Origin of the sequence: Pseudotabrizicola sp. (assembly GCF_030656345.1) — a bacterium.
Classification (GTDB): Bacteria; Pseudomonadota; Alphaproteobacteria; order Rhodobacterales; family Rhodobacteraceae; genus Pseudotabrizicola.
This window is the reverse complement of sequence record NZ_JAUSNR010000026.1, coordinates 151,725-172,474: the sequence shown is the minus strand read 5'-3', so window position 1 is coordinate 172,474 and position 20,750 is coordinate 151,725. Positions and strand designations below refer to the sequence as shown.

The 20,750-nt window shown below is 64.2% G+C and carries 20 protein-coding genes and 1 riboswitch; of the genes, 16 read left to right on the top strand and 4 right to left on the bottom strand.

The window, feature by feature from the left end:
- Positions 1-87: 87 nt before the first annotated feature.
- The 5 genes from ybeY to Q7J44_RS15980 all read left to right on the top strand — a co-directional run bounded on the left by ybeY (position 88) and on the right by Q7J44_RS15980 (position 5,182).
- Positions 88-588 carry an rRNA maturation RNase YbeY gene (gene ybeY, locus Q7J44_RS16000; RefSeq protein ID WP_304881557.1) on the top strand — a complete coding sequence of 167 codons (501 nt, stop codon included), beginning with the start codon at positions 88-90 and terminating at the stop codon, positions 586-588.
- A gap of 41 nt (positions 589-629) precedes the next feature.
- The gene (locus Q7J44_RS15995; protein WP_304881556.1) at positions 630-1,607 is read left to right on the top strand and encodes a transporter associated domain-containing protein; all 978 of its coding nucleotides are present in this window, start codon (positions 630-632) and stop codon (positions 1,605-1,607) included.
- Positions 1,604-3,100, top strand: a complete 1,497-nt coding sequence (gene lnt, locus Q7J44_RS15990) for an apolipoprotein N-acyltransferase (RefSeq protein WP_370693019.1) — start codon at positions 1,604-1,606, stop codon at positions 3,098-3,100. Before Q7J44_RS15995 ends, lnt begins: the two co-directional genes overlap by 4 nt.
- A 32-nt stretch (positions 3,101-3,132) precedes the next feature.
- Positions 3,133-3,182, top strand: a riboswitch (SAM-SAH riboswitch).
- Positions 3,183-3,190: 8 nt separating this feature from the next.
- Positions 3,191-4,357, top strand: a complete 1,167-nt coding sequence (gene metK / locus Q7J44_RS15985) for a methionine adenosyltransferase (protein WP_304881555.1) — start codon at positions 3,191-3,193, stop codon at positions 4,355-4,357.
- A 126-nt stretch (positions 4,358-4,483) separates the two neighbouring features.
- Positions 4,484-5,182 carry a tRNA (guanosine(46)-N(7))-methyltransferase TrmB gene (locus Q7J44_RS15980; protein ID WP_304881553.1) on the top strand — a complete coding sequence of 233 codons (699 nt, stop codon included), beginning with the start codon at positions 4,484-4,486 and terminating at the stop codon, positions 5,180-5,182.
- A gap of 230 nt (positions 5,183-5,412) precedes the next feature.
- Here the strand turns inward: Q7J44_RS15980 and Q7J44_RS15975 are convergent, their stop codons facing one another.
- Positions 5,413-6,405 carry an MBL fold metallo-hydrolase gene (locus Q7J44_RS15975; RefSeq protein ID WP_304881552.1) on the bottom strand — a complete coding sequence of 331 codons (993 nt, stop codon included), beginning with the start codon at positions 6,403-6,405 and terminating at the stop codon, positions 5,413-5,415.
- Positions 6,406-6,576: 171 nt separating this feature from the next.
- Between Q7J44_RS15975 and aroA the strand changes: the two genes are divergently transcribed.
- The 8 genes from aroA (at position 6,577) to Q7J44_RS15935 (ending at position 14,041) form a co-directional block, all read left to right on the top strand.
- Complete coding sequence (gene aroA, locus Q7J44_RS15970; protein ID WP_304881550.1) at positions 6,577-7,923, top strand: 3-phosphoshikimate 1-carboxyvinyltransferase; 1,347 nt, start codon at positions 6,577-6,579, stop codon at positions 7,921-7,923.
- Between the two features lie 160 nt (positions 7,924-8,083).
- Positions 8,084-8,698 carry a d(CMP) kinase gene (locus Q7J44_RS15965; RefSeq protein WP_304881548.1) on the top strand — a complete coding sequence of 205 codons (615 nt, stop codon included), beginning with the start codon at positions 8,084-8,086 and terminating at the stop codon, positions 8,696-8,698.
- Positions 8,699-8,812: 114 nt separating this feature from the next.
- Complete coding sequence (locus tag Q7J44_RS15960; RefSeq protein ID WP_304881546.1) at positions 8,813-9,445, top strand: NAD(P)H-dependent oxidoreductase; 633 nt, start codon at positions 8,813-8,815, stop codon at positions 9,443-9,445.
- Positions 9,446-9,610: 165 nt separating this feature from the next.
- The gene (locus Q7J44_RS15955; RefSeq protein ID WP_304881544.1) at positions 9,611-10,594 is read left to right on the top strand and encodes a hypothetical protein; all 984 of its coding nucleotides are present in this window, start codon (positions 9,611-9,613) and stop codon (positions 10,592-10,594) included.
- 108 nt (positions 10,595-10,702) lie between these two features.
- Positions 10,703-12,445 (top strand): 30S ribosomal protein S1, encoded by a 1,743-nt coding sequence (gene rpsA / locus Q7J44_RS15950; protein WP_304882010.1) that lies wholly within the window; start codon positions 10,703-10,705, stop codon positions 12,443-12,445.
- A 187-nt stretch (positions 12,446-12,632) separates the two neighbouring features.
- Positions 12,633-12,917: an integration host factor subunit beta gene (gene ihfB / locus Q7J44_RS15945; protein WP_135429377.1), complete on the top strand. Its 285-nt coding sequence runs from the start codon at positions 12,633-12,635 to the stop codon at positions 12,915-12,917.
- Between the two features lie 95 nt (positions 12,918-13,012).
- A complete protein-coding gene (locus Q7J44_RS15940; protein WP_304881541.1) occupies positions 13,013-13,372 on the top strand; it encodes a lipopolysaccharide assembly LapA domain-containing protein in 360 nt (119 codons plus the stop codon).
- Between the two features lie 6 nt (positions 13,373-13,378).
- Entirely contained in the window at positions 13,379-14,041 is a 663-nt protein-coding gene (locus tag Q7J44_RS15935; RefSeq protein WP_304881539.1) for a phosphoribosylanthranilate isomerase, read from the top strand.
- A 137-nt stretch (positions 14,042-14,178) separates the two neighbouring features.
- Here Q7J44_RS15935 and Q7J44_RS15930 read toward each other — a convergent pair whose 3' ends face one another.
- A complete protein-coding gene (locus tag Q7J44_RS15930; RefSeq protein WP_304881537.1) occupies positions 14,179-14,958 on the bottom strand; it encodes a DUF4394 domain-containing protein in 780 nt (259 codons plus the stop codon).
- A gap of 181 nt (positions 14,959-15,139) precedes the next feature.
- Between Q7J44_RS15930 and trpB the strand changes: the two genes are divergently transcribed.
- The gene (gene trpB, locus Q7J44_RS15925; RefSeq protein ID WP_304881536.1) at positions 15,140-16,372 is read left to right on the top strand and encodes a tryptophan synthase subunit beta; all 1,233 of its coding nucleotides are present in this window, start codon (positions 15,140-15,142) and stop codon (positions 16,370-16,372) included.
- A 66-nt stretch (positions 16,373-16,438) separates the two neighbouring features.
- On the opposite strand, the gene Q7J44_RS15920 is transcribed toward trpB, so the two are convergent.
- Positions 16,439-16,834 (bottom strand): group III truncated hemoglobin, encoded by a 396-nt coding sequence (locus Q7J44_RS15920; protein ID WP_304881534.1) that lies wholly within the window; start codon positions 16,832-16,834, stop codon positions 16,439-16,441.
- Positions 16,835-16,890: 56 nt separating this feature from the next.
- A complete protein-coding gene (locus Q7J44_RS15915) occupies positions 16,891-17,277 on the bottom strand; it encodes a DUF2237 family protein (RefSeq protein ID WP_304881532.1) in 387 nt (128 codons plus the stop codon).
- Between Q7J44_RS15915 and Q7J44_RS15910 the strand changes: the two genes are divergently transcribed.
- Positions 17,276-17,455 carry a hypothetical protein gene (locus Q7J44_RS15910; RefSeq protein ID WP_304881530.1) on the top strand — a complete coding sequence of 60 codons (180 nt, stop codon included), beginning with the start codon at positions 17,276-17,278 and terminating at the stop codon, positions 17,453-17,455. The two genes, Q7J44_RS15915 and Q7J44_RS15910, sit on opposite strands and share 2 nt — an antisense overlap.
- A gap of 93 nt (positions 17,456-17,548) precedes the next feature.
- On the top strand, positions 17,549-20,578 hold the full coding sequence (ileS, locus tag Q7J44_RS15905) for an isoleucine--tRNA ligase (RefSeq protein ID WP_304881528.1): 3,030 nt from the start codon (positions 17,549-17,551) through the stop codon (positions 20,576-20,578).
- Positions 20,579-20,750: the final 172 nt, after the last annotated feature.

Genomic DNA, 20,750 nt, shown 5'->3' with positions numbered 1-20,750 from the left:
GGACCCCCCGAGGATATTTACGAACAGATGATGAGGCCGGCCGCCGATTGGCTTGCCCGACGCTGTCGCTTGGGGTAGGGCGCGGGCATGGAACCGCTGGTCGATTGTGTGATTGAGGATGCCCGATGGGAGGCGTTGGGGCTGGAGCCCTTGTCCGTGCGTGCGGCGTCGGCGGTGCTGGCGGGGCTGGGCCTGCCGCAGCAGGGATTCTCGCTGTGCGTGATGGGCTGCGATGACGCGCGGATTGCGGTGCTGAACGCAGAGTTTCGAGGTAAGCCGGTGCCGACGAATGTCCTGAGCTGGCCATCGGAGGATTTGGCCGAGGGGGCAGGCATTGAGCCGGCGCGGCCTTTGGCGGGTGAGGCGGCGGAGCCGTGGTCGCTGGGCGATATCGCGATTTCCTATGACACCTGCGCGCGTGAGGCGGGGGCGGCGGGCAAGCCGCTGGCGGATCATGTGACGCATCTGGTTGTTCATGGGGTGTTACATTTGCTGGGGTATGATCACATTGATGATGCCGATGCGGCACTGATGGAAAAACATGAGGTGGCGATACTTGCCACCCTTGGGGTTGATGACCCATATTGATGGCGCACCCGGTTTTTGGGTGCTTTTCTGGATAAGGACCGATGGGCAGTAGTAACGACGGGTCTACGGCGGCGCAGGGCGCGCCGTCTGATTTACAGACCGAAGAAGATCAACCTCCGAGTAGAAGTCTGTTCGGACGGTTGATGGGTGTGTTTTCCGGGGCTGACAGTCCGGCGGGTGGCCGGTCGGATGACCCGGCACCGACGGTGCCAAACGGGGGCGCGTCTGTGCCGGGGCTGAACAACCTGCGCCGGCTGCGGGTGGATGATGTGGCAATCCCCAAGGTTGATATCGCCGCCGTGCCCATCGACATCGGTCGCGATGATCTGGTCGAAGTGTTCCGCGAACAGGGGTTTTCCCGGCTGCCGGTCTACAAGGGCACGCTTGACCATCCGCAGGGCCTTGTTTTGCTGAAAGATCTGGCGCTGCAGCACGGGTTCGGGTCCTCGGGCCGGTTTTCGCTGCGCAAGCTGTTGCGGCCCCTGTTATTTGCACCGCCGTCGATGCCGATCGGCGTGCTGCTGCAGAAGATGCAGCGTGAACGGGTGCATATGGCGCTGGTGATTGACGAATATGGCGGGGTGGACGGGCTGGTGACCATCGAAGACCTGATCGAAACCGTGATCGGTGAGATCGAGGATGAGCATGACGAGGACGAAAGCCTGCTGTGGAAAGAGGAAAAGCCGGGCGTGTTTCTGGCGCAATCCACCGCACCGCTGGAGGAGTTTGAGGCCGTTATCGGCATGAAGCTGCGCAACGGCGAAGATGATGACGAGATCGACACGCTGGGCGGGCTGGTCTTTGTGCGCATCGGGCGGGTGCCGGTGCGGGGCGAGATTGTGCCGCACGAATCGGGGGCGGAGTTCGAGGTGGTTGACGCCGATCCGCGCCGGATCAAGCGGTTGCGGGTGCGTCTGCCGGGAAGTCAGCGTGATCCGGTTGTGGCCGAGGTACCCGGAGCGGCGGTCGCCGCATCTTCGATGCCTGTGTCTTCCCTGATGGAGAAGGTCGCATCTTGACTCTGCGACGCAGGCTGTTTGCGTTCGCTCCGGTCCGGCGGGAGGCGGGGCTTGATCTGCTGGCGGGGGTGGCGGTTGCTTTGGGGCAGGCGCCGCTTTCGGCCTGGTATCTGGCGTTTCCGGCGCTGGTCTGGGCGCTGGTCCGCATGGCGCGGCCTGCGTCGGCGGCGGGTGCCGCATGGGCCGGGCTGCTGGTGGGGGCGGGGTATTTCGGGGCGTCGCTCAACTGGATCGTGTCGCCGTTTCTGATTGACCCGGTGGTTTATGGCTGGATGGCCCCGTTTGCGGTGGTCTTGATGGCCTTTGGCTTCGGGCTGTTCTGGGCGGCGGCGGCGGCGCTTGCCAGCCGCTTTCCGATCCGGCCCCTGGCGCTTGCCGCCACGCTTGGCGTGGTGGAGCTGTTGCGCGGCTATATCCTGACCGGCTTTCCCTGGGCACTGGTCGGGCATATGTGGCACGACTGGCCGGTGGTGCAGACGGTTTCGCTGTGGGGGGCGACGGGGCTGACGGTGGTGACGCTGGCACTGGCCGCGCTGCCACTGCTGCACCGTTGGTGGGGGGCGGGGGTTGCCGCCGCGATGGTGCTGGTGGGTACGGGTTTTGGCCTGTGGCACCTGAACCAGCCGGAGCCTGCGGTGCGGGCAGCATCGTTGCGGCTGGTGCAGCCCAATGCCGAGCAGCATCTGAAATGGGACCCGGATCAGGCGCGAATGCTGTTCCAGCGCCAGCTGGAGTTTACCCGCGCCGCCACGCCCGCCGATCTGACGATCTGGCCGGAAACCGCGGTGCCCTATCTGCTGGAATATTCGCCCGAAGTGGCCCCGATCATCACCGACGCCTCGGGCGGCAACCGGGTGGCGATTGGCATTCAGCGGGTGGAGGGTGACCGGGGCTGGAATTCCTTGCGCGTGCTGGAAGGCGACGGGCAGGTCAGCGCCACCTATGACAAGTTCCATCTGGTGCCGTTTGGCGAATACATGCCGATGGGTGATCTGATGCAGGACTGGTTCGGCATCGGGGCCTTTGCGGCGCAGGTCGGCAATGGCTATTCGGCGGGGACCGGGCCGCAGGTGATTGATCTGGGGGGGGCGCTTGGCAAGGTCTTGCCGCTGATCTGCTACGAGGCGGTGTTCCCGCAGATTGCGCGGAGCGCGCCTGAGCGTCCGGACTGGATGCTGCAGATCACCAATGACGCGTGGTTCGGCACGCTGACCGGGCCGTTTCAGCACTTTGAGCAGGCGCGGCTGCGGGCGATTGAACAGGGGCTGCCGCTGATCCGCGTGGCCAATACCGGGGTGACGGCGGTGATCGATGCGCGCGGGCGCGTGGTGCAGTCGCTGCCGTTTGGCACGGCGGGCTATCTGGATGTGCCCTTGGTTCCGGGCGCGCTGGCGATGACGCCTTATGCACGATGGGGGGACGCCTTCGCGATTCTGGGGCTGATCGCTCTAATTGGAGTTTCATTCCTGCGCCGCGGCCCCCGCGTTGCTTGACGCACCCGGCCATTGGCCTTAGGCACCTGACTGAACTGCCACAACGGCTTCCTGGCGTGGCAGGGATCATTCAAATGGAGCACGACCCCAATGAGCCGTAAGAATTACGTATTTACCTCGGAATCCGTTTCCGAGGGGCACCCTGATAAGGTCTGTGACCGTGTGTCGGATGCCATTCTCGATGCCTTTCTGACCGAAGACCCCAATGCGCGCGTCGCCTGCGAGACTTTCGCAACGACCAACCGCGTGGTGGTTGGTGGCGAGGTGGGGTTGTCAAGCAAGCAAGCCACCGACGCCATGCTGGAGCGTGTCGAGTGCATCGTGCGCGACTGTGTCCGCGACATCGGCTACGAGCAGGAGGCGTTTCACTGGAAGACGCTGAAAGTGCAGAACTATCTGCACGGGCAGTCGGCCCATATCGCGCAGGGCGTGGATAAGGACGGGGCCGGCGATCAGGGCATCATGTTCGGCTATGCCTGCCGCGAGACGCCGGAACTGATGCCGGCCCCGCTGCAGTATGCCCAAGCCATCCTGCGCCGTCTGGCCGAAGTGCGCAAATCGGGCGAACAGCCGACGCTGGGCCCGGATGCCAAATCGCAGCTTTCCTTGCGCTATGAAGATGGCAAGCCGGTTGAGGTGACATCCATCGTGCTGTCGACACAACATGCGCTGGAAACCCAGACCTCTGCCGATATCCGCGCGATTGTAGAGCCTTATATTCGTGAGGTTTTGCCGGATGGCTGGCTGACCGAGGCGACGAAGTGGCACGTGAACCCGACGGGCATTTTCGTGATCGGCGGGCCGGATGGGGATGCCGGGCTGACCGGGCGCAAGATCATTGTGGACACGTACGGGGGGGCTGCCCCGCATGGCGGTGGCGCATTTTCCGGCAAGGACCCGACCAAGGTGGATCGCTCGGCCGCCTATGCCGCGCGCTATCTGGCCAAGAATGTGGTCGCCGCCGGGTTGGCCGACCGCTGCACCTTGCAGGTGTCTTATGCCATCGGCGTGGCGGAACCGCTGTCGATCTATGTTGATACCCACGGCACCGGGCAGGTGGAGGCGGCGGCGATCGAGCGCGCCGTTGCCGCCTGCATGGACCTGACGCCGCGTGGCATCCGCACCCATCTGAACCTGAACCGGCCGATCTATGCCCGCACCAGTGCCTATGGCCATTTTGGTCGCGCACCGGACGTAGATGGCGGATTTAGTTGGGAAAAAACCGATCTGGTGGAGGCGTTGAAGAACGCCGTCTGACCATAGACCTGCGCGCGCCCGGGCCTTCCGGGCGCGCGCGGCGGCGCGTCGCGCCATGCCAAGCCTTGACCCGAACGGCCCGGCCTGACATCAGGCGCGCCAGAACCGGAAACAGGATCAATCTGCATGGCCGAGCCAACGGAACGCCGCAACTTTTATGGCCGGGTGCATGGCAAGACCCTGCGCGCCAGCCAGAAGGACTATCTGGAAAACGATCTGGAAAGCCTGCGCCTGCCGGGGGTTACGGTCGAGGACAACCCTGACCGCACGCCGCTGGACATCGCCACGCTGTTTCCCACCCCGCGCCCGCTGTGGGTAGAGGTCGGCTTTGGCGGCGGGGAACATCTGGTGCATATGGCCGCGCTCTATCCGCAGGTTGGCATCATCGGCTGTGAGCCGTTCGTGAATGGCATTGCCATGCTGCTGGGCAAGATCAGGACTGCGGGGGTGACGAACCTTTGGGTGCATCCCGGCGATGTGCGCGATCTGTTTGATGTGCTGCCAACCGCCTGTGTTGACAAGGTTTTTCTGAACTACCCCGACCCCTGGCCCAAGGCCCGCCACCACCGCCGCCGCTTTGTGACGCCGGGCTATCTGGCGCTGCTGGCGCGGGTGATGAAGCCGGGGGCGGAGTTCCGGGTGGCGACGGATATTGAAGATTACGTGCGCCAGACGCTGGAAGAGGTGCCGGTCGCCGGGTTCGATCTGATCCGTCAGACCGGCGAGGGCGAGGCGTGGGACGACTGGATTTCCACCCGCTATGAGCAAAAGGCGCTGCGCGAGGGGCGGGCGCCGCATTACCTGACGTTTCTGCGCAAGGGCTGAGGTGGCCGGCTGACGCGGCATGCCCCGACCCCCACGAGGGGGAGGGAGTTGGCCGGCAGGTGGTGCTTGGGGCTGGTGGGATGGGGTGGTTTTGCGTGACCGGGTTCCGGGGGCGCAAGCGTTTGAAAACGGGCGAAATTCCTGGTATGATTGAGGTCTGATCCGCGTATGGTTTGCGTATGGTTTACGTCATGACGTGTGTGCGGGTCTTGGTGGCCTGACCATCCCGGTCAGATCTGCGGGATCGCCCAAGCCTCGCCGGGGGCGAGGGGGCGGAAACGGTCGGCGGTGATGTCCTTGGCGGTCAGCGCGGACTCCAGCGCGGTCAGCGGCGCCTCGCGCGGCTCATCCGTCAGCTGGAAGGTGCCCCAGTGGTGGCCGATGGCATGGGTGGCACCTGAGAGCAGGAACCCCTCGACCGCCTCGGCCGGGTTCTGGTGCTGGCCTTGCATGAACCAGCGTGGCTCATACGCGCCGATGGGCAGGATGGCGGCGCGGAGGGGCCCGTGTTTTGCGGCCAGATCGCGGTAGGGGCGGCCTTGGTCAAAGCCGGTATCGCCGATGTGCAGTAGCTTGCCCGTAGGCCCGGCGATCACGAAGGCCGCCCAGAGCGCCATCGAGCGGTCGCCGATCCCGCGCGCGGACCAGTGGTGGCAGGGTTCAAAATGCACCGTCAGCGGGCCAAGCGGCACCGCATCACCCCAGTCGCCGGTGGTGATGCGCGCGTCGGGCACCGTGCTGCGGATGATCGCATCATTGCCCAGCGGCGTGATGATCTGTGGCGCGTGGGCGGCATGCAGGCTGGCCAATGTGGTCAGGTCAAGATGGTCATAATGGTTGTGGCTGAGCAGGATGGCATCAATCCTTGGCAGGTCGGCAAAGCCGATGCCGGGGGCGGCCACCCGTTTCGGCCCGGCAAAGGCCAGCGGGCTGGCGCGGTCTGACCAGACCGGATCGGTCAGGATGTTCAGCCCTGCCGTCTGGATCAGCAGCGTGGCGTGGCCGACCATGGTGATGGTCAGATCCTGCACCTGTGCGGCAGGTCTGGTGGCGGCGACCGGCACCTGAGCGGGCCATCTGGCGCGTGCGCCGTTGACCTGCCATTTCAGCACATCGCTGAAGCCCGAAAGCGGCGTGCCCCCCGGATTGAAGAACCGCACCCCGTCGAAATGGTCCGAGGGCTGGCCAGCATAATAGCGGTTGCGGGATGAAGACAAAGCCATGCCGGAAGCCCCCCCGCCGATGCCCAGGGCAGCGAGAAAGGCAGCTCCTTTGAGGAATTTCCGGCGTTTCATACCGCAGCGATATGCGCTTTGCGCCGCGCGGTTCAACCCCCCATGGACCGCCGCATCTGCTTGCGCTATCAGGCGGGCGTTCACATTCGGGAGAAGATGATGTCCGGCCATGGCGATGCACAACCGATGACTTCCGCAAAATGCGGGCCGCTGCGCGGCACCGCTGCGGTGCCGGGGGACAAGTCGATCTCGCACCGGGCGCTGATCTTTGGCGCGATGGCGGTGGGGGAGACGAAGATCACCGGGCTGCTGGAAGGGCAGGATGTGCTGGATACCGCGCGTGCGATGCGGGCGTTTGGGGCGGATGTGGTGCAGCATGGCGCTGGCAGCTGGTCGGTGCATGGTGTGGGCGTGGGCGGGTTCATGGAACCGGCGGATGTGATCGACTGCGGCAATTCCGGCACCGGGGTGCGGCTGATCATGGGCTGCATGGCGACCACGGCGATGACCGCGACCTTCACCGGCGATGCGTCTTTGCGCAAGCGGCCGATGGGGCGGGTGACCGACCCGTTGTCGCTGTTCGGCACCCAAGCCTATGGCCGCAAGGGTGGCCGCTTGCCGATGACGGTGGTGGGGGCCGCGACCCCGGTGCCGGTGCGCTATGCCCTGCCGGTGGCGTCGGCGCAGGTGAAATCGGCGGTGCTGCTGGCCGGGCTGAATGCGCCGGGTGAGACGGTGGTGATCGAGCGCGAGCCGACGCGGGACCATTCCGAACGGATGCTGCTGGGCTTCGGGGCCGAGCTGTCGGTGGAACAGGGGCCGGAGGGGCATGTGATCACCCTGAAGGGCCGGCCAGAGCTGCGCCCGCAGACGGTGGCGGTGCCGCGCGACCCGTCCTCTGCCGCGTTCCCGACCTGTGCGGCGCTGATTGTCGAGGGGTCCGACATTCTGGTGCCCGGCGTCAGCCAGAACCTGACGCGCAACGGCCTGTATATCACGCTGGCCGAGATGGGCGCGCAGATTGAGTTTCTGAACCCAAGGGAAGAGGGTGGCGAGCCGGTGGCCGATCTGCGGGTGCGGTTTTCGGACGACATGCGCGGGATAGAGGTGCCCCCCGACCGTGCGCCCAGCATGATCGACGAATATCCGATCCTGTCGGTCGTTGCGGCCTTTGCCACCGGCCGGACGGTGATGCGCGGGGTGAAAGAGCTGCGGGTCAAGGAATCTGACCGGATTGACGCGATGGCGCGGGGGCTTGAGGCTTGCGGCGTGAGAATCGAGGAAGATGAGGATACGCTGATCGTGCATGGCATGGGCGCGGGCGGTATGCCGGGGGGGGCTGTCTGTGCCACCCATCTGGATCACCGGATTGCGATGTCGTTCCTGATTGCCGGGATGGCGGCGAAGGCGGCGGTGTCGGTCGATGACGCGTCGCCTATCGTCACGTCTTTCCCGATCTTTGAGGGGCTGATGAACGGGCTTGGGGCTGCGATCCGGCGCGGATGATTGAGGCTGCGCCGGGCGGAACCGGCGTATGCCTCCGGCGGGAGTATTTCAGAAAGGTGCAATGCACAGGGTCGCTCTGGATTTGCAGCTTTCTGAAATACTCCCGCCGGAGGCGTTCAGGACGAAACCCGTCCCGGTCTGGCAGAATAAGAGGGCACGCATGATCTTTACAGTTGCCATCGACGGGCCGGCAGCGGCGGGCAAGGGCACGATCAGCCGCGCGGTGGCGGAGGCCTTTGGCTTTGCGCATCTGGATACCGGGGCGCTGTACCGCGCGGTCGGGGTCAAGGGCGGCGATCCGGTGCTGGCGGCGCAGAGCCTGACGGCTGAGGATCTGGCCCGCGACGATCTGCGCACGCTGGGCGCGGGCCAGGCGGCCAGCCGGGTGGCGGTGAATCCCGAGGTGCGGGCGGCCTTGCTGGCGTTTCAGCGCCGCTTTGCGCGGCGGGACGGCGGGGCGGTGCTGGACGGGCGCGACATCGGCACGGTGATCTGCCCCGAGGCGGAGGTGAAGCTGTTTGTGACCGCCAGTGCGCAGGTGCGGGCGCAGCGGCGCTGGCTGGAGCTGGGCGGAGAGGCGGGCGAGCGCCCGCTTGCCGGGGTGCTGGCCGAGGTGCGTGAGCGCGATGACCGCGACATGAACCGCGCCGATGCGCCGCTGCGGCCGGCGGCGGATGCGGTGATGATCGACACCTCTGAGCTGACGGCAGAGGCCGCGATTGCGCGCGCGGTGGCAGTGGTACGGGCGCGGCTGGCGGTGATGCCGCGCGGTTGAACAGGTCTTGTGCGCGCGTGCACGATGGTTCTGCGGGAAGCTGCTCTGAATACGGTTTAAGATAGCCGACAGGCGGCCCAAGGACGGGCCTGCGACAACAAGGCGATTTATCCCATGCTGAACGAAAAACTGAACTGGCGCTACGCCGCCAAGAAAATGGACCCGTCCAAGCCGGTTCCGCAAGACAAGGTTAACCGCATTCTTGAGGCGATCAACCTCGCCCCCACCTCCAGCGGGTTGCAGCCGTTTGAGGTGATTGTGGTCACCAACCCCGAGGTCAAGGCAAAGCTGCGCGCTGTGGGTTATGATCAGGCGCAGATCACCGATGCGAGCCATGTTGTGGTGTTTGCCGCTTGGGACAATTACACCGCTGCACGTATTGACGCCGTGGTCGATCAGCTGGTCGAAGAGCGCGGTATCCCACGCTCGGCCGTGTCGGATTACTATGACAACCTCAAGTCGATGCTGCTGCCCCGCACCGCCGAGGTGAACTTCGAACATGCCGCGCGTCAGGCCTATATCGCCTTTGGCATCGGCCTGACCGCTGCCGCGTTCGAGGCGGTGGATGCGACCCCGATGGAAGGGTTTGACCCGGCCGCCGTGGATGAGATCCTTGGTTTGCGCGCGCTGGGCCTGCGCTCTGTCACGCTGATGCCGCTGGGCTACCGCGCCGCGGAAGGTGACTGGCTGCAAGGCATGAAGAAAGTGCGCAAGCCGATGGCAGAACTGGTGACCGAGGTCGCCTGACCCGACGGGCCGCGACCACTTATGGCTTTGAACAGGCGCGGCATCCGATGGATGCCGCGCCTTTGTCTTTGGTTGGGTCAATGGCCCTTCGGTTTCGTCTGTGCAGCGGCCACGCTTCTGCGCTATGGCTGCGCGACATAGGATCGCGGCAAGGGAAGACCGGCCATGGCGCAGGCGCGCATCGTGTTTCATCTGCCGGGGCGTCACCGCGACGATTGGCGCGACACCCGCCATCTGCTGCTGTACCGCCGGATCGAAGCGGCGCTGGTGCCGCTTGGCGCAACCATTGCGGTGCGCGACCGCCGGGACGGGCCGTTTCAGGGCGGGGAGACGCTGGCCTATGATGACGGGGATCTGCATATTCTGGATACCGGGCGGGCGCGGGGGCCGGGGGTTCTGAATGCCGCGCTCGCCTATCTGCACCCGTTCTGGCATCTGGACCCTGTGGGCGTTCTGGCGGAAAGCAGCATCGGGGCGCGGGCGTTTGATCCGGCGCGTGTGAGGACACAGCCTGCCCGCGCGTTCTATGAACGGATGCAGGCGCGCTATCCGGCGCAGCGGCGGTCGCGTCGGGAGCAGGAGGCCGAGTTGAGCCGGTTTCCGGCGGGGGCGATCTCGGTCTTTCTGCAGGGTCCGCTGCCGGAGGAATACGGGCTGACCTATGCGAGCGGAGAGGCGATGCTGCGCGCGGTGGCGCAGGGGGCAGGGGGGCGGGCGGTGCTGGTCAAGCCGCATCCGCTGGCGGTCGAGCATGATGCCGGGGTGATTGCCCGGGTTGTGGCCGACGGGCTGCCGGTCACCCCGACCAGTGCGAATGTGACTGATATGATCGCGGCCTCGGTGGCGACGGTCAGCATGAATTCTGCCTGCGCGATCGAGGGATTTTTGCAGCGCAGGCCCGCCATTCTGTTCGGGCCGTCGGATTTTCAGCATCTGGCCGAAACGGTCCGCCAGCCGGAAGATTTTCCGCAGGCGCTTGCCCGCGCGCTGGCCGGACCGGAGCCGGAGTATGCGCGGTTCCTGTTCTGGTATTTCGCGCGCAATTGCCTGAACGTCTCGGGGGCGGGGTTTGCGCAAAAGGTACTGGCGATCTTTGCCGGGGCCGGATTTGCACCGGACAGGCTGGGCATCCGTGCCGATCCGGGCTGATCGCCCCTGTTTGTCTTGCCCTTGGCGTGATCTTTGGATATAGGCCGCGCATCCTGACAGGAGTCTTATGGCCGTTTTCATGGGCCGTGTTCTTGTTCTGCCAGGCGGATCAAAGACCGGCGGAGCCAACCGCAAGGCCAGAAAACCACGAAAAAGGACAAACTGCATATGTGCGCTAAAGCTACCATGGAAGACTTTGAAGCCCTGTTGAAGGAAAGCTTCGAAATTGACACGCCCGAAGAGGGATCTGTTGTCAAAGGCAAGGTCATCGCAATCGAAGCGGGCCAGGCCATCATCGACGTCGGCTACAAGATGGAAGGCCGCATCGATCTGAAAGAATTTGCCAACCCCGGCGAGCAGCCTGACATCAATGTCGGCGACGAAGTCGAGGTCTATCTGGACCGCGTGGAAAACTCTCGCGGGGAAGCCCAGATCAGCCGTGAAAAGGCCAAGCGCGAAGAAGCCTGGGATCGTCTGGAAAAAGCCTATGCCGCAGAGACCCGCGTCGATGGCGCGATCTTTGGCCGTGTCAAAGGTGGCTTTACCGTCGATCTGGGCGGCGCTGTTGCCTTCCTTCCCGGTAGCCAGGTTGACGTCCGCCCGGTGCGTGACGCTGGCCCGCTGATGGGTCTGAAGCAGCCGTTCCAGATTCTGAAAATGGACCGTCGCCGTGGCAACATCGTTGTGTCGCGCCGCGCCATCCTGGAAGAATCGCGTGCCGAGCAGCGGGCCGAAGTCATCGGCAACCTGACCGAAGGTCAGACCGTCGATGGCGTGGTCAAGAACATCACCGAATACGGTGCGTTCGTTGATCTGGGCGGCGTTGACGGCTTGCTGCACGTGACCGACATGGCCTGGCGTCGTGTGAACCACCCGTCGGAAATCCTTGCCATTGGTGAGACTGTCAAAGTGCAGGTCATCAAGATCAACAAGGAAACCCACCGTATCAGCCTTGGCATGAAGCAGCTGCAGGAAGATCCGTGGGATGCGGTGGAACGCGCCTATCCGCTGAACTCGGTCCACAAGGGCCGTGTCACCAACATCACCGATTACGGCGCATTCGTTGAGCTGGAAGCCGGTGTCGAAGGTCTGGTTCACGTGTCGGAAATGTCGTGGACCAAAAAGAACGTGCACCCCGGCAAGATCGTGTCGACCTCTCAGGAAGTCGACGTCATGGTGCTGGAAATCGACAGCGCCAAGCGCCGTGTGTCGCTCGGCCTCAAGCAGACCCAGCGCAACCCGTGGGAAGTGTTCGCCGAGAACAACCCTGTGGGTTCGACCATCGAAGGCGAAGTCAAGAACATCACCGAATTCGGTCTGTTCATCGGTCTGGACAACGACATCGACGGCATGGTTCACCTGTCCGACCTGTCGTGGGACCAGCGCGGCGAAGATGCCATTGCAAACTATCGCAAGGGTGACACCGTTAAGGCGTCCGTGTCTGAAGTCGATGTCGAGAAAGAGCGTATCTCTCTCTCGGTCAAGGCTTTGGGCGAAGACACCTTTACCGATGCGGTTGATGGCGTGAAGCGCGGCTCGGTGATCACGGTCGAAGTGACCGCGATCGAAGAGGGTGGCGTCGAGGTGGAGTATAACGGCGCCAAGTCGTTCATCCGCCGCAGCGACCTGAGCCGTGACCGTGGCGACCAGCGCCCTGAGCGGTTCCAGGTTGGCGACAAGGTTGACGTGCGCGTCACCAACATCGACGCCAAAACCCGCCGCATGGGTCTGTCGATCAAGGCACGCGAGATCGCCGAAGAGAAAGAAGCGGTTGAGCAGTATGGCTCGTCCGATTCGGGTGCATCGCTGGGGGATATCCTTGGCGCAGCGCTGAAAGGCGACAAGAACTGAGGCTTTGACCTCAATTGTTGATGAAAGGCCCCGCCGAAAGGCGGGGCCTTTTTGTATCTTACGGGGATTCCTGCCTTTTCGTTTGTGTGACGCCGTTTTTTTTGCCTATAGTCGGATCACAATAATTAACGTGGCAGCAGCATTTGCGTGATCGCAGCGCGAGCCGGCCACAGGGGGGACACTTCGGATGATCCGTTCGGAACTGATCCAGAAAATTGCGGATGAAAACCCGCATCTGACGCAGCGCCATGTCGAGCGCATCGTCAACACGGTGTTTGAAGAAATCATCGAGGCGCTGGCCAAGGGGGACCGGGTAGAGCTGCGCGGCTTTGGCGCGTTCTCGGTCAAGGCGCGCGATGCCCGTGTCGGCCGCAACCCCCGCACCGGCGAAGCGGTGGAGGTCGAGGACAAGAAGGTGCCGTTCTTCAAGACCGGCAAGCTGCTGCGCGACCGGCTGAACGGCAAGGGCTGAGGCCGCTGTTGCCCGGACTGTGACACGCGCACCCCTTGCGCCGGGCGGCTGCAATGCCGATACTTGGTCCCAGACCTGCCACCGGGAGTTTGTCCATGATCCGTTATCTGCGCTATCTGTGGCTGGCCGTGCTTGCCATCACCCTGCTGACCGTGGCGCTGGCCAACCGCGCCCCGGTGACGCTGCGGGTCTTGCCCGATGATCTGGCGGCGTTTTCCGGCTTTGGCTGGCAGATTGATCTGCCGCTGTATGTGGTGATCTTTGCCAGCATTCTGGCGGGCGTGCTGATCGGCTTTGTCTGGGAATGGTTCCGCGAGCACAAATACCGGGCCGAGATGAGCAGCAAATCCCGCGAAGTGTCCAAGCTGGAGCGTGAACTGGCAGTGATGCGCGACACCAAGCCGGAACAGCGCGATGATGTGCTGGCGATCCTGGACCAGCGCAAGGCGGGCTGATTTCCTATGGTTGATATCAGGGTCAAGATCTGCGGTCTGCGGACCGTGGAAGATGTGGCGGCTGTCGCGGCGGCGGGGGCGGCCTATATGGGATTGGTGTTTTTCCCGAAAAGCCCGCGCCATCTGACGATTGCGCAGGCGCGGGTGCTGGCGCTGAGTGCTCCGGTCGGGCTGGCCAAGGTGGCGCTGGTGGTGGACGCCGATGACGCGAGCCTTGACGCGATCACCGAGGCGATGCCGTTGGATTTGTTGCAGTTGCATGGCCATGAAAGCGCGGAACGCGTGGCCGAAATCCGCGCCCGCTATGGCCTGCCGGTGATGAAGGCGGTGGGTGTGGCCGATGAGGGGGATCTGGCACAGGTGCTGGAATATTCGCTGGCGGCGGATCAGATTCTGGTTGATGCCAAGCCGCCGAAGAATGCCGATCTGCCGGGTGGCAACGGGCTGTCGTTCGACTGGAGGCTGGTGGCGCAGCGGCGCTGGCTGCGGCCGTGGATGCTGGCCGGGGGGCTGACGCCGGACAACGTGGCCGAGGCGATCCGGCTGACCAATGCGCGGCAGGTGGATGTGTCATCGGGGGTCGAGTCTGCGCCGGGTGTGAAGGATGCGGCGCGGGTTGCGGCCTTTGTTGCGGCGACCCGCGCGCCTGCGGTGCCGAGGCTGCGCTGAATTTGGGGCGGCTGCGCTGGGGACGCCTGCGGGTGCCTCCGGCGGGAGTATTTTTGTCAAGATGAATGCGGCGGGTCAGACATGATAAGGGGGGCAACATGTTGCCCCCCTTTGACTGTCTGTCCTGCGTGGCGGGCTTACATAGCGGGCAGGATGGTCAGGTCGCGCAGCACCTCATCGGTGCCGGTGATGGCCCAGGACTGGATGACTGCGCCGGTGGCGAGGTCAACCGTGTGCAGCCCGCCATTTGCCGCCAGCCATGCGGTGTTGGTGCCGTCTTCGGTGGTGCCGATGTCAAAACCGACCGGGCCGTCGAGTGTGGCGCCGACCATGCCGATGCTGGCGTTGGTGCCATCGTTCGGTGCGGTTTGCTGCAAGAGGGCGGACAGGCCAGTGTCGATGTTGTACATCGCGGTGCCTTCGGGTTTGCCATAGCTGTTGCTATAGGCGGTGGCGGCGATCATCAGGCCGGAGCCCGCGTTCGCATCGTCTGCTTCCCATGTCAGTCCGCCGTCCACGGTGACTTCGCCGGTGTCCATGTTGATGCGGTGGTTGGTGGTGCCGGACATGAAGCGCAGGCGGTCGGCTGCCGGGTTCACATCGACGATGACGGTCGCGCCATCCGCGATCTCCATCATGGTGTTCATGGTCGACAGCGGGGTGGTTTCACCCGTCATCGGGTCGATGGTGACGATGACCTGTTCATCGGTCACGCCGATCACGGTCATGGTGCCGGGGCGGTAGTCGATGCCGTGCAGGCGGGTGACGCCCTGTACCTCGACCGTGCCGGTCACGGCGGCGGTTTCCGTGTCGATCATCACCAGCGTGCGGTCGCCGGTCAGGCCAAGCGCGGTTTGCGCATAGGCGGGCGCGGTCAGGGCAGCGGTTGCCAGAAGGGCGGTCAGGATGCGTGTCATGGTGTCACTCCGATTTGGTTTGGGTGGCCGTGGTGGCCGTTGTGGGGTGGATACGTATCGGTTTCCGCCAGAGTTTCAGGCCGCGTGATAACGAAAGCGTCATCACCGGAGCATCGCGCGGCTTTACCCGACCCGGTCGGCGCGCTAGGTAGTCTGACCGGGACACAGAGGGACGCGCGCCATGGCCGAGGACGGAATCAACAGCTTTATGACCGGGCCGGATGAGGCCGGGCGTTTTGGCATTTTTGGCGGGCGCTTCGTGTCGGAAACGCTGATGCCGCTGATCCTGGAGCTGGAAGAGCGCTACGAATTTGCCAAGACCGACCCGGCGTTCTGGGCCGAGATGGAAGATCTGTGGACCCATTACGTGGGCCGCCCCTCGCCGCTGTATTATGCGGAACGGCTGACCAAGCACTTGGGCGGTGCCAAGATCTATATGAAGCGCGACGAGCTGAACCACACCGGCGCGCATAAGATCAACAATGTGCTGGGGCAGATCATTCTGGCGCGGCGCATGGGCAAGACCCGGATCATCGCGGAAACCGGGGCGGGCCAGCACGGGGTGGCGACCGCGACGGTCTGCGCCAAGTTCGGGCTGAAATGCGTGGTCTATATGGGCGCGCATGATGTGGAGCGGCAGGCGCCCAACGTGTTCCGCATGCGTCTGCTGGGGGCAGAGGTGGTGCCGGTGACGAGCGGTCGCGGCACGCTGAAGGATGCGATGAACGATGCGCTGCGCGACTGGGTGACCAATGTGCGCGACACGTTCTATTGCATCGGCACGGTGGCGGGGCCGCACCCGTACCCGGCGATGGTGCGCGATTTCCAGTCGATCATCGGGAAAGAGGTCCGCTGGCAGTTGGCCGCGCAGGAAGGCGAGGGGCGTTTGCCCGATACCCTGATCGCGGCGATTGGCGGCGGGTCGAACGCGATGGGGCTGTTCTATCCGTTCCTTGATGATCCGTCGGTCGGGATCATCGGGGTTGAGGCGGGCGGCAAGGGTGTGGACGCCCGGATGGAGCATTGCGCCAGCCTGACCGGCGGGCGGCCCGGTGTGCTGCATGGCAACCGCACCTATCTGCTTCAGGATGAGGACGGGCAGATCCTTGAGGGGTTCAGCATCAGCGCGGGCCTCGACTATCCCGGCATCGGGCCGGAACATGCCTGGCTGCATGATGTGGGGCGGGCGCAGTATGTGAGCATCACCGATGCCGAGGCGCTGGAGGCGTTTCAGCTGTCCTGCGCGCTGGAGGGGATTATTCCGGCGTTGGAGCCAAGCCACGCTTTGGCGCATGTGATGAAGATCGCGCCCGGCCTGCCTGCGGACCATATCATCGTGATGAACATGTGTGGCCGGGGGGATAAGGACATCTTCACCGTGGCCAAGCATCTGGGCTTTGACATGAAGATCTGACCGGGCCTTTCCGGTTGCAACCCACCCCCGCAGGCGATGGCTGGCGGGGGTGTTTGTTTGCCGGGGTCAGGTCAGATGGGGCGGGCCTGCACTGTCGCGGTCCTGCACGGCGATCTGCATGCCGCGCCCGATACGGTGGGCCAGCGCCGACCATGCGGCGGCGGTGTCGGGCGGCAGTGTGCGGTGCAGGACAGAGTCGAACAGCCCGAGCCAGACCGCAAACATCGGCGCGCGCACATCGCCTGCGGCCATGTGCACCGCCATCGGGTTGCCGTCATATGCGCGTTCATACAGGATGGCATTGCGCCAGAACCGGGCGATCTTTGCCTCATGCGCGGGCCAGTCGGTGACATGGCGCGCAAACACCGGGCCAAGGCCGGGGTGCGTGCGCACGCAGGCGTAGAACTCGGCCAGCGTGGCATCTATCTGGTCGGCGGTGATGGCAAAGCGCGGCGGGATCATCGCACCGGCATCGCGCAGATCGGGCGCGGGGGCAAGGCTGTGCAGTGTCGCAGCGCTCAGTCCGGTTTGCCTGCCGGATCGGTGGCATAGGTCTGCAACACCTCCAGCGGCAGAACCTGCAGGGTGATGGCGTGGGTGGCGGCAAGGTTGATCTGCGGGGCGGCACCTTCCTCATGCGCCTGCAGGAAGCGCCCGGCGCAGAGGCACCAGCGGTCACCGGGTTTGAGGCCGGCAAAGCCGAATTCGGGGCGCGGGGTCGACAGATCGTTGCCAAGGTATTTCGACATGGCGAGGAATTCCGCCGTCATCACCGCGCAGACCGTGTGCAGGCCACGGTCCATCGGGCCGGTGTCGCAGCAGCCGTTGCGGAAAAATCCGGTCATCGGTGCGGTGGAACACGGCTCCAGCGGGCCGCCCAGCACGTTTACAGAAGGTTCTTTCATGGCGCATTCCTTTTTGCCGATGATAGGCGGTGCGGTGCGGGTGTCCAGCCCGGGCGTGGGTGGTGTGATGCCGCGCTATCTGTGCGCGGTGATCTGGACCGCCGCCGATCTGGCGCGTATAAGGCGGCCTATGTGGATGATCCGGATCATAGCGCGAATTAGCCGCCCGGCGTTTTGACGGCTTCGTTGAAACGTCCGGGACGCCCTTTGCCAGCTGCGCGGCCTGTGTGCTGGCCGCTGTCTCCACTCCCCCTTTCCAAGGATTCCGCCGATGTGCGCCGATACGCCTGACACCGCCGTTGAGACTGCCGTGCCCGATTACCGCGAGACCGTTTTTCTGCCCGAAACCAGCTTTGCCATGCGGGCGGGCCTGCCGGCGCGCGAACCGGAATGGCTGGCAAAATGGCAACGGCTGGGGGTTTATGACCGCCTGCGCGAGAGTGGCAAGGGTCGCGCGCCGTTCGTGCTGCACGATGGCCCTCCTTACGCCAACGGGCACCTGCACATCGGCCACGCGCTGAACAAGGTGCTGAAGGACATGGTGGTGCGCAGCCAGCAGATGATGGGCCGCGACGCCCGCTATGTGCCGGGCTGGGATTGCCACGGCCTGCCGATCGAGTGGAAGATCGAGGAGCAGTACCGATCCCGCGGGCTGGACAAGGACGATGTGGATATCGTCGATTTCCGTCAGGAATGCCGCCGCTTTGCCGAGGGCTGGATCGACATCCAGCGCGATGAATTCAAACGTCTGGGGATCACCGGGAAATGGGACCGGCCTTACTTGACCATGGACTATCACGCCGAGGCGGTGATCGCGGATGAGTTCATGAAGTTCGTGATGAACGGGTCGCTGTATCAGGGGTCAAAGCCAGTGATGTGGTCGCCGGTGGAGAAAACCGCGCTGGCCGAAGCGGAGGTGGAGTATCACGACCATACCAGCCATACGATCTGGGTGCGGTTTAAGGTGGCTTCGGTCTCGCGCCGAAGCTACGGCTTGCGTGGTGGTCCTGTCGAAAATCGGCAAGACCTGCTTAACATTTCAGACGAATATGTCTCGCGTCGCGAACTTGTGGACTCCGATGCATCTGTTGTCATCTGGACCACTACGCCATGGACGATTCCACAAAACCGCGCCGTCGCCTATAACCCGGCAATCGCCTATGGGATGTATTCGGTCGACGCGGTGGTTGAAGGCGCGACCGCCAAAGCCGGTGAAAAGATCGTCGTTGCCGATGCTCTGGCCGAAGGTGTGATGAAATCGGCGAAGGTCGAGGGCTTTACCCGTCTGCGCGATGTGACGGCGGCAGAGATGGGCGGCGTATTCCTCGCCCACCCCTACCGTGGCATCCCCGACGGGAACGGCGAGTGGGATTTCGACGTGCCGCTGCTCCCCGGCGACCATGTCACCGATGATGCGGGCACCGGGTTTGTTCACACCGCGCCCAGCCATGGTGATGACGACTATCAGTTGTTTGTTAAGTTCCAGGGTCCCGATTACCCTGATCTGAAAATGACCTATAACGTCGAGGCCGATGGCAGCTATCGCACCGATCTGCCGGTGTTCGGCGGGCAGGCGATCCTGACGGCGGAGGGCAAGGAAGGCCCGGCCAATGTGTCCAACATCAAGGCGCTGCACGCGCAGGGCGCGCTGCTGGCCAAGGGCAAGCTGAAGCACAGCTACCCGCATTCGTGGCGGTCAAAGGCACCGCTGATCTTCCGCAACACGCCGCAGTGGTTTGTCGCCATCGACAAACCGCTGGACGATGGCATGAGCACCTATGGTGAGACGATCCGCAAACGGGCGCTGAACTCGATCAACCAGCTGGTGACATGGACCCCGCAGACCGGGCGCAACCGGCTGCATTCGATGATCGAGGCGCGGCCCGACTGGGTGCTGTCGCGCCAGCGGGCCTGGGGCGTGCCGCTGACCTGCTTTGTCAAAAAGGGGGCCAGGCCGACGGACCCGGACTTCCTGCTGCGCAATGCAGAGGTGAACGCCCGCATCACTGCCGCCTTTGAGGCCGAGGGCGCGGATGTCTGGTATGTGCAAGGATTCAAGGAGCGGATGCTGACTGGCATCGTCGATCCGTTGGAATATGAACAGGTCTTCGACGTGCTGGATGTGTGGTTCGATAGCGGATCGACCCATGCTTTCGTGCTGCGCGACCGCGAAGACGGGGCAAGCGATGGCATTGCCGATCTGTATCTGGAAGGCACCGACCAGCATCGCGGCTGGTTCCACTCATCCATGCTGCAAGCCTGCGGCACCAAGGGCCGCGCGCCGTACCGCGGCGTGCTGACCCACGGGTTCACGCTGGACGAGAAGGGCATGAAAATGTCCAAGTCGCTGGGCAACACGGTTGCCCCGGAAGAGGTGATCAAGGAATACGGCGCCGATATCCTGCGGCTGTGGGTGGCGCAGTCTGACTACACGGTCGACCTGCGGATCGGGAAGGAAATCCTGAAAGGGGTCGCCGACAGCTACCGGCGCTTGCGCAATACGATGCGTTATATGCTGGGCGCGTTGCACAGCTTTTCCGAGGCTGAACGCCTGCCGGTGGAGCAGATGCCGGAACTGGACCGTTGGGTTCTGCACCGGCTGGCCGAGCTGGATGTTGAAGTGCGCGAGGGGTATGCGCGCTATGATTTTCAGGGCGTGTTCCAGAAGGTGTTCACCTTTGCCACCACCGATCTGTCGGCGTTTTACTTCGACGTGATCAAGGACACGCTGTATTGCGACGCGCCGGATGCGGTGACGCGCCGTGCCGCGCGCACGGTGCTGGATCTGCTGTATCACCGGCTGACCGCATGGCTTGCGCCGATTCTGGTGTTCACGATGGAAGAGGTCTGGCTGGAACGCTTCCCCGGCGAGGACTCGTCGGTCCATCTGACCGATTTCCCGGAAACTCCGGCCAGCTGGCGCGATGATGCGCTGGGCGCGAAATGGGCGCAGGTGCGGCAGGTGCGGCGGGTGGTGACGGCGGCGCTGGAGGTGCAGCGCACCGCCAAGGTGATCGGATCATCGCTTGAGGCGGCCCCGCAGGTAACCGTGGACGCCCCCGCTGTGCAGGCGGCGCTGGAAAAGGTCAATCTGGCGCAGGTGGCCATCACCTCGGCCCTTGCGCTGAACACGGGGGCCGTGCCGCAGGCTGCGTTCACCCTGCCGGATGTGCCGGGGGTCGGCGTGGTCTTCGCCCCGGCAACCGGCCAGAAATGCCAGCGCTGCTGGCAGATCCTGCCCGATGTGGGCAGCCACAAACACCCCGGCGTCTGCAAGCGCTGCAACGACGTTCTGGGCTGACCTGCGGGTGTGCAGACGGGGGCCTGACAGGCCGCAAGCAAGGGGCCGGTTCCGGTGACGGATCTGGCCCGGTGCTGACGCGCGGGGATTGCGCCGGCTATGGCGGCGCGCCCGCTTTGTGCTGGCTTTGCGGCGCGTTCTTGGTTAGTCTTTGAGACAGACCCGGCAAACG

Excerpts from the sequence above, each read along its gene's own strand:
- ybeY (WP_304881557.1), top strand. The coding sequence starts at position 88 with ATGGAACCGCTGGTCGATTGTGTGATTGAGGATGCCCGATGGGAGGCG.
- Q7J44_RS15995 (WP_304881556.1), top strand. The coding sequence starts at position 630 with ATGGGCAGTAGTAACGACGGGTCTACGGCGGCGCAGGGCGCGCCGTCT.
- metK (WP_304881555.1), top strand. The coding sequence starts at position 3,191 with ATGAGCCGTAAGAATTACGTATTTACCTCGGAATCCGTTTCCGAGGGG.
- Q7J44_RS15980 (WP_304881553.1), top strand. The coding sequence starts at position 4,484 with ATGGCCGAGCCAACGGAACGCCGCAACTTTTATGGCCGGGTGCATGGC.
- Q7J44_RS15975 (WP_304881552.1), bottom strand. The coding sequence starts at position 6,405 with ATGGCTTTGTCTTCATCCCGCAACCGCTATTATGCTGGCCAGCCCTCG.
- aroA (WP_304881550.1), top strand. The coding sequence starts at position 6,577 with ATGTCCGGCCATGGCGATGCACAACCGATGACTTCCGCAAAATGCGGG.
- Q7J44_RS15965 (WP_304881548.1), top strand. The coding sequence starts at position 8,084 with ATGATCTTTACAGTTGCCATCGACGGGCCGGCAGCGGCGGGCAAGGGC.
- Q7J44_RS15960 (WP_304881546.1), top strand. The coding sequence starts at position 8,813 with ATGCTGAACGAAAAACTGAACTGGCGCTACGCCGCCAAGAAAATGGAC.
- Q7J44_RS15955 (WP_304881544.1), top strand. The coding sequence starts at position 9,611 with ATGGCGCAGGCGCGCATCGTGTTTCATCTGCCGGGGCGTCACCGCGAC.
- ihfB (WP_135429377.1), top strand. The coding sequence starts at position 12,633 with ATGATCCGTTCGGAACTGATCCAGAAAATTGCGGATGAAAACCCGCAT.
- Q7J44_RS15940 (WP_304881541.1), top strand. The coding sequence starts at position 13,013 with ATGATCCGTTATCTGCGCTATCTGTGGCTGGCCGTGCTTGCCATCACC.
- Q7J44_RS15935 (WP_304881539.1), top strand. The coding sequence starts at position 13,379 with ATGGTTGATATCAGGGTCAAGATCTGCGGTCTGCGGACCGTGGAAGAT.
- Q7J44_RS15930 (WP_304881537.1), bottom strand. The coding sequence starts at position 14,958 with ATGACACGCATCCTGACCGCCCTTCTGGCAACCGCTGCCCTGACCGCG.
- trpB (WP_304881536.1), top strand. The coding sequence starts at position 15,140 with ATGGCCGAGGACGGAATCAACAGCTTTATGACCGGGCCGGATGAGGCC.
- Q7J44_RS15920 (WP_304881534.1), bottom strand. The coding sequence starts at position 16,834 with ATGATCCCGCCGCGCTTTGCCATCACCGCCGACCAGATAGATGCCACG.
- Q7J44_RS15910 (WP_304881530.1), top strand. The coding sequence starts at position 17,276 with ATGGCGCATTCCTTTTTGCCGATGATAGGCGGTGCGGTGCGGGTGTCC.
- Q7J44_RS15915 (WP_304881532.1), bottom strand. The coding sequence starts at position 17,277 with ATGAAAGAACCTTCTGTAAACGTGCTGGGCGGCCCGCTGGAGCCGTGT.
- ileS (WP_304881528.1), top strand. The coding sequence starts at position 17,549 with ATGTGCGCCGATACGCCTGACACCGCCGTTGAGACTGCCGTGCCCGAT.